The following is a 6,428-nucleotide window of genomic DNA, read 5'->3' on the forward strand; positions in this document are numbered from 1 at the left end:
GTCTTCAACCGGTCATCGACGTGGACGTACAGTGCCGTCAAGAGGGTGTCTAACTCGGTCGTCACAACCCGATGTTGGACACCCTCCCCCACGTCAGAAAACCCCTCATTCGGAACTACTCGTCTAGGGCTGGTCCCGGCCGTCCGACAGGCCGGTCGTCCGCAGGGTGATGTTGAGTCGGCCGGCGCGCAGGCCGGTGGCCGGGTCGGCGGTGCCGGGGTGGACCCGGGTGACGCCGTGGTGGGCGAGGCGCGAGGGGCCGCCGAAGACGAACAGGTCGCCGGAGGCCAACTCGACGTCCGTGTAGGGGCGGTTGCGGTTCTCCGTGTTGCCGAACCGGAAGACGCAGGTGTCGCCGACCGAGAGCGAGACGACCGGGGCGGGCGAGCGCTCGTCCTTGTCCTGGTGCATCCCCATCCTCGCCGCTTCGTCGTAGAAGTTGACCAGCGCGGCGTCCGGCGCGTAGGCGGCGCCGGCGGCCGGGTCCCGGTAGGCGTCGGCCACCGCCTCGCGGCCCAACTCCCGGAGCCAGTCGGGAAACCCGACCACCCGCGCGCCGTTCACGTCGTCGGCGGTGCGGGTGTAGCGGTAGGGCTGCCAGTGCCAGCCCACGCACACCGTGCGCACCGACATCACCCCGCCGAGCGGCAGCCTGGTGTGCCGCATCGGGACGGGGCCCGTCGCCCAGGCGCGGCAGGCCGCGACCAGCTCGCGCTGCCGCTCCGTGTCGAGCCAGCCGGGCACGTGCACGGCGCCCGGCGCGACCTCGGTTCCGAACAGGGCGGTCACGGCCGGGTCGCCGGCCCCGTCGACTCGCGGACCACCAGCTCCGGCGGGCGCAGCGGCGGCGGCTCGGCGACGGCCCGGTCGGGGTCGAGCAGCCGGAACATCGCGGCCACCGCCGCCCGGCCGACCCGGATCAGGTCCTGCCCGATGGTGGTGAGCCGCGGATAGACCAGCTCGCCGAGCGGCAGGTCGTCGTAGCCGATCACCGAGAGGTCGCGCGGCACCTCGACGCCCAGCCGGCGGGCCGCGTTCATCGCCGCCACCGCCATCGTGTCGTTGGCGAACAGCACGGCCGTGGGCCGCTCCTCGGTGGGCGGCGCCAGCAACTCCTCGGTGGCCGCCACCGCGCCCTGGGCGGTGAACTCGGAGACGATCACCCGGCCGGGGCGCAGGCCGAACTCGGCGAGTGCCGACTCGAAGACCCGCCGCCGGAAGACGGAGTGCACCCGGTCCTCGGGCCCCGAGACGTAGGCGACCCTGCGGTGCCCGAGCTCCGCGAGGTGCCGCACCGCGGCCCTGACCCCCGCCTCCTGCCCGGTCGCCTGCACCGAGACCACCGGGTCGGACTGCCAGGGCACGCCCACCAGCACGGCGGGCAGCCGGAGTTGACGCAGCAGCTCGAACCGGGGGTCGCCGATCCGCGACTCGGTCAGGATGACGCCGTCGACCCGCCGCTCCTCGGCGAGCCGCCGGTAGGCGCGCTCCTCGGCGCCCGGCTCCTCGCCGACGATGTGCAGCAGCAGCCCGTAGTCGACCGGGGCCAGCTCCCGCTCGATTCCGGAGATCAACACGGTGAAGTGCGGGTCGGTCGCCAGCACGTCGGAGGCCCGGCCGGCCACCATGCCGATGGCCCGGGTGCGGGCGCCGCGCAGCGCCACCGCCGTCACCGAGGGGGACCAGCGCAGCTTGTCGGCCGCGTCCAGCACCCGCTGTCTGGTCGGCGCCGAGATCCCGGAACGGCCGTTGACCACCTTGGAGACGGCCGAGACGGAGACCCCGGCCAGCGCGGCCACGTCGGCGATCGTCGGCTTGGCGGCGGGCCCGCGCTGCCGCGCGCTCCGCCCGGTGTCCCGCTCTGTCACCCGTTCGTCACCCGCTATCCCCCGTTCGTCACCCGCTATCCCGGTCCACCCGGTCTGCCGGCCGTGGCGTGAAGTGCACCACCGTAGCAGCGGCCTCGACAGCGGATTAGTAAAACGATATACCTAGCGGGATCTCTCGCTGGAAGCCGGAAGGAACGGGAACGATCGATGAGGCGCAACGCGGCGAAGCTCCGGGACGGCGACGACGCCGTGGTCTGGGTCGGGGTCAACTACTGGTCCCGCACCGGCGGCCCCCTGATGTGGCGGAACTACCAGCCCGACGTCATCGACGAGGAACTCCGCACCATGCGGGAGCACGGCATCACGCTCACCCGCTCCTTCCTCTACTGGCCCGACTTCATGCCGGCCGAGAACACCCTGGACGACGAACTCCTCGCCCACTTCGACGACTTCCTCGACCGCCACCAGGCGCTCGGCATGACCACCATCCCGACGTTCATCGTCGGCCACATGTCGGGTCAGAACTGGGACCCGGCCTGGCGCGCCGGCCGCGACATCTTCTCCGACGCCTCCTTCGTCGCCCAGCAGGAGTGGTACGTCGCCACCCTCGGCGCCCGCTGGAAGGACCACCCGGCCGTCGCCGGCTGGCTCCTCACCAACGAGATCCCGATCTACGCCCACTGGCAGTCCCGCGGCATCGGCACCGTCGACCACACCGCCGTCACCGCCTGGGCCCGCACCCTGATCGACGCGCTGCGCGCCGCCGGCGCCACCCAGCCCGCCTCGGTCGGCGACGGCGCCTGGGGCGTCGAGGTCACCGGCGCCGACAACGGCTTCCGGGTCCGCGACCTGGCCGAGCTGATCGACTTCCACGGCCCGCACGTCTACCGGATGGAGACCGACGCCGTCCGCCAGCACCTGGGCGCCGCGTTCATCTGCGAGCTGCTGGACATCGACGAACTGCCGGTCGTCATGGAGGAGTTCGGCCTCACCTCCGACTACGTCTCGGAGGAGAACGCCGCGCACTACTACCGGCAGGTGCTGCACAACACCCTGCTGGCCGGCGCCACCGGCTGGATACCGTGGAACAACACGGACTACGACGACCTCTACCAGCAGGAGCCCTACAGCCACCACCCGTTCGAGATGCACTTCGGCCTCACCGACCACCTCGGCCGGCCCAAGGAGCAACTGCGGGAGGTCAAGCGCTTCACCGACGTCCTGGCGCGGGTCGACATCGGGCGGCTGCACCGCCCCGACACCGGCGTCGCCCTGGTCGTCTCCTCCTTCCTGGAGAAGATGTACCCCTTCACCCAACCCGAGGACGCCACCAGCGTCTTCGCCCACACCCGGCAGGCGTACGTCGCCGCCCGCGAGGCCGACCTGCCGGTCGGCGTGGTCCGCGAGGCCGACGGCCTGCCGGACGACTGCGCGCTCTACCTGCTGCCGTCCGCCAAGCAGCTCACCGCCCCCGGCTGGCGGGCGCTCACCGAGCGCGCCGCGGCCGGCGCGACCGTCTACGCCTCCTACTTCGTCGGCGAACACCTCAACCAGCGCGGACCCTGGTGGCCGAAGCTCGACGAGACGTTCGGGGTGCGGAAGGCGCTGCGCTACGGCCTGACCGACCCCATCGAGGACGACGAGCTGCGGATGGTCTTCCGGCGCGACTTCGGCTCGATCCGGGCCGGCGAGGAACTGGTGTTCACGGTGGCCGGCACCGAGAACTCCCGCACCTACCTGCCGGTCGAGTCGGACGGCGCCGACGTGATCGCCGTCGACGCCCACGGCCGGCCGGCCCTGCTGACCCGCCGCGTCGGCGAGGGACAACTGGTGCTGTGCACCTACCCGATCGAGCACATGGCCGCCGTCACCCCGCGCGTCAACCCCGAGCCGACCTGGCGGCTCTACGCGGCGCTGGCCGCCGAGGCGGGCGTCGCCCCCGAGGTCTCCGTGGCCGACCCGCGGGTGCTGGTCGGCTCGATGGCGCACGAGGACGGCCGGGTCTTCGTCTGGTTCGTCAGCCAGCACGACGAGCCGCTGACCGCCGCCCCCACCCTGAGGACCGCGGGCCACCTCCTCGACCTCGACGGTGCGAAGCTGGCCACCGTGGACCTGCCCCCGTTCGGCGTCGTCGTCGCCGAACTCGCACGCTGAGGAGTCTTCTCCCCATGAAGATCACCGCCGCCGAGACCATCGTCACCAGCCCGGGACGCAACTTCGTCACCCTGCGCATCACCACCGAGGACGGCATCACCGGGCTGGGCGACGCCACCCTCAACGGCCGCGAGCTGTCCGTGGACTCCTACCTGCGCGACCACGTCGTCCCGCTGCTGATCGGCCGGGACGCCGGCCGGATCGAGGACACCTGGCAGTACCTCTACCGGGGCGCCTACTGGCGGCGCGGCCCGGTCACCATGGCCGCCATAGCCGCCGTCGACATGGCGCTGTGGGACATCAAGGCCAAGGCCGCCGGCATGCCGCTCTACCAACTGCTCGGCGGCGCCTCCCGCACCGGGGCCCTGGCCTACGGCCACGCCTCGGGCCGCGACACACCCGAGCTCTTCGACTCCATCCGCGCCCACCTCGACGCCGGCTACCGCGCGATCCGGATCCAGACCGGCATCCCCGGCCTCGACTCGGTCTACGGCGTGGCCGCCTCCGCCGCCGGCGGCGGCGAACGCTACGACTACGAGCCGGCCCGCCCGACCGCCGTGCCGGTCGAGGAGACCTGGGACACCCGCGCCTACCTGCGCCACATCCCCACCGTCTTCGAGGCGGTGCGCGCCGAGTTCGGCCCCGAGCTGCCGCTGCTGCACGACGGCCACCACCGGATGACCCCGATCCAGGCCGCCAAGCTGGGCAAGGCCCTGGAGCCCTACGACCTGTTCTGGCTGGAGGACGCCACCCCCGGCGAGGACCAGACCGCGCTACGGCTGATCCGCCAGCACACCACCACCCCCCTGGCGATCGGCGAGGTCTTCAACCACGTCCACGACTACACCACCCTGCTCTCCGAACGACTGATCGACTACGTGCGGTCCGCCGTCACCCACACCGGCGGCGTGACGGCGATGAAGAAGCTGCTCGACCTGGCCGCCGTCTACGGCGTCAAGTCCGGCATGCACGGCCCCACCGACATCTCCCCGGTCGGCCAGGCCGCCGCCCTCCACCTGGACCTGGCCATCCACAACTTCGGCATCCAGGAGTACATGCGGCACTCCGCCGACACGCTGGAGGTCTTCCGGACCAGCTACCGGTTCGAGAACGGCCTCCTCCACCCGTCCGACACCCCGGGCCTCGGCGTCACCCTCGACGACACGGCCGCGGCCCGCTTCCCCTACCAGCAGGCGTACCTCCCGGTGAACCGCCTGACGGACGGCACCGTGCACGACTGGTGACGCCGACGCCGTCCTAGCCGCGTGGCTGGGCGAGCAACTCCCGCCCCCGGTCGGGAGTGATCAGCTCGCTCAGCACCGGCTCGGCCAGCAACACCACCGGCGCCACGTGGTTCTCGCCGACCGGCCGCCACCCCGCCATCGCCGCCCGCAGCTCGGGCCACAACGCGTCGCCGAGCCGCCGCCGGGCCGCGGAATCCGACTCCGCCGCCAACCGGTCCGCGACGCCCCGGGCCACGGCGTCGAACTCCGCGTTCCCCAGGGATATTCGGAACCCGGGCTCGCGCCGCCGTGCGTCGAGGTCGCCGACGGCCTCGGCCGCCACGCCCCTGAGCAACGACAGGTAGTCGAGCACGCCCTGTTCCCGGCGGGCGAACAGCAGCGGCAGCAACTCCCGCGCGAAGAAGGGATCCCGCTCCACCAACTCCGCGTTGCCGCCGAACGCCACGACGTGCCGCAACGGCGTGCTCCGCCAGTCGCCAAGGAAGGCGAGAAGCTGCCAGCGCAGCAGCTCGGCCCGCCACCGGCCGAAGCGGACCGGCCGCGCCAGCTCCGCCAACGCGCCCTCCGGATCGCCGGCCAGCGCCGCCGACCTGCCCCGCTCCACCCCCTCGTCACACCGGCCCTCGTCGCTCCGCCCCTCGTCGCCCTGCCGCCCGAGCCGGTGGAACGAGGTGTACTCGCCGTACATCAGGTCGTGGAACGAACCACGCGGCTCGGGACCCATCCCGGACCACGACGACAGCCAGTACGCCTGCCACTCGCCGCGCTCGTCCACCTCCTCGGGATCGAGCAGCATGAGCGCGGAATCCCCGTCGAGCGAGATCCGCAGCGTGCGCCGGAGCAGCGCGCCGTCGTCGTCCTCGCAGTCCTCGTCGGCCTCGCAGCCCTCGCAGTCCTCGTCGGCCTCGCCCGAGTAGGCCTCGATCCAGTGCTCGTCATCGGTGTCCCGCAACCAGGCCAGCTCGGCGGCCCCGGCGAGCCGGTAGATGAAGGGGCCCGCCTCCCGCCAGCCGTCCGTGACCAGCAGGAACTCCCGCAGGGATGGCGGCAGCCGCCGCCCGAGCCGTGCCTCGGCGGCCAGCACCGCCTCCTCGGACGCGGGCGGGAACCCGAGCCACCCCTCGGACGCGGTGCCCTCCACCAGGACCCGCTCCCGACTCCACCGCTCCAGAAACGGCCGCCAGCCCGCCCCGTCCATCTC

The 6,428-nt window shown here is 72.5% G+C and carries 5 protein-coding genes; 2 read left to right on the forward strand and 3 right to left on the reverse strand.

Features of this window, described 5'->3' with window-relative positions; genetic code table 11:
* Positions 1-123: 123 nt before the first annotated feature.
* Both E1283_RS29525 and E1283_RS29530 read right to left on the reverse strand, forming a co-directional pair.
* Entirely contained in the window at positions 124-789 is a 666-nt protein-coding gene (locus E1283_RS29525; RefSeq protein WP_132821226.1) for an alpha-ketoglutarate-dependent dioxygenase AlkB family protein, read from the reverse strand.
* Positions 786-1,868, reverse strand: coding sequence for a LacI family DNA-binding transcriptional regulator (locus tag E1283_RS29530; RefSeq protein ID WP_132821227.1), 1,083 nt, complete (start codon positions 1,866-1,868; stop codon positions 786-788). Before E1283_RS29530 ends, E1283_RS29525 begins: the two co-directional genes overlap by 4 nt.
* A gap of 168 nt (positions 1,869-2,036) precedes the next feature.
* Here E1283_RS29530 and E1283_RS29535 point away from each other — a divergent pair, with 168 nt between their 5' ends.
* Both E1283_RS29535 and manD read left to right on the forward strand, forming a co-directional pair.
* A complete protein-coding gene (locus E1283_RS29535) occupies positions 2,037-3,983 on the forward strand; it encodes a glycoside hydrolase 5 family protein (protein WP_132821228.1) in 1,947 nt (648 codons plus the stop codon).
* A gap of 14 nt (positions 3,984-3,997) precedes the next feature.
* The gene (gene manD, locus E1283_RS29540; RefSeq protein ID WP_132821229.1) at positions 3,998-5,227 is read left to right on the forward strand and encodes a D-mannonate dehydratase ManD; all 1,230 of its coding nucleotides are present in this window, start codon (positions 3,998-4,000) and stop codon (positions 5,225-5,227) included.
* A gap of 13 nt (positions 5,228-5,240) precedes the next feature.
* On the opposite strand, the gene E1283_RS29545 is transcribed toward manD, so the two are convergent.
* The coding region (locus E1283_RS29545; protein ID WP_132821230.1) for an SMI1/KNR4 family protein at positions 5,241-6,428 on the reverse strand (1,188 nt) is incomplete at its 5' end.

This window comes from Streptomyces hainanensis (genome assembly GCF_004348415.1).
Taxonomy (GTDB): Bacteria; Actinomycetota; Actinomycetes; order Streptomycetales; family Streptomycetaceae; genus Streptomyces; species Streptomyces hainanensis.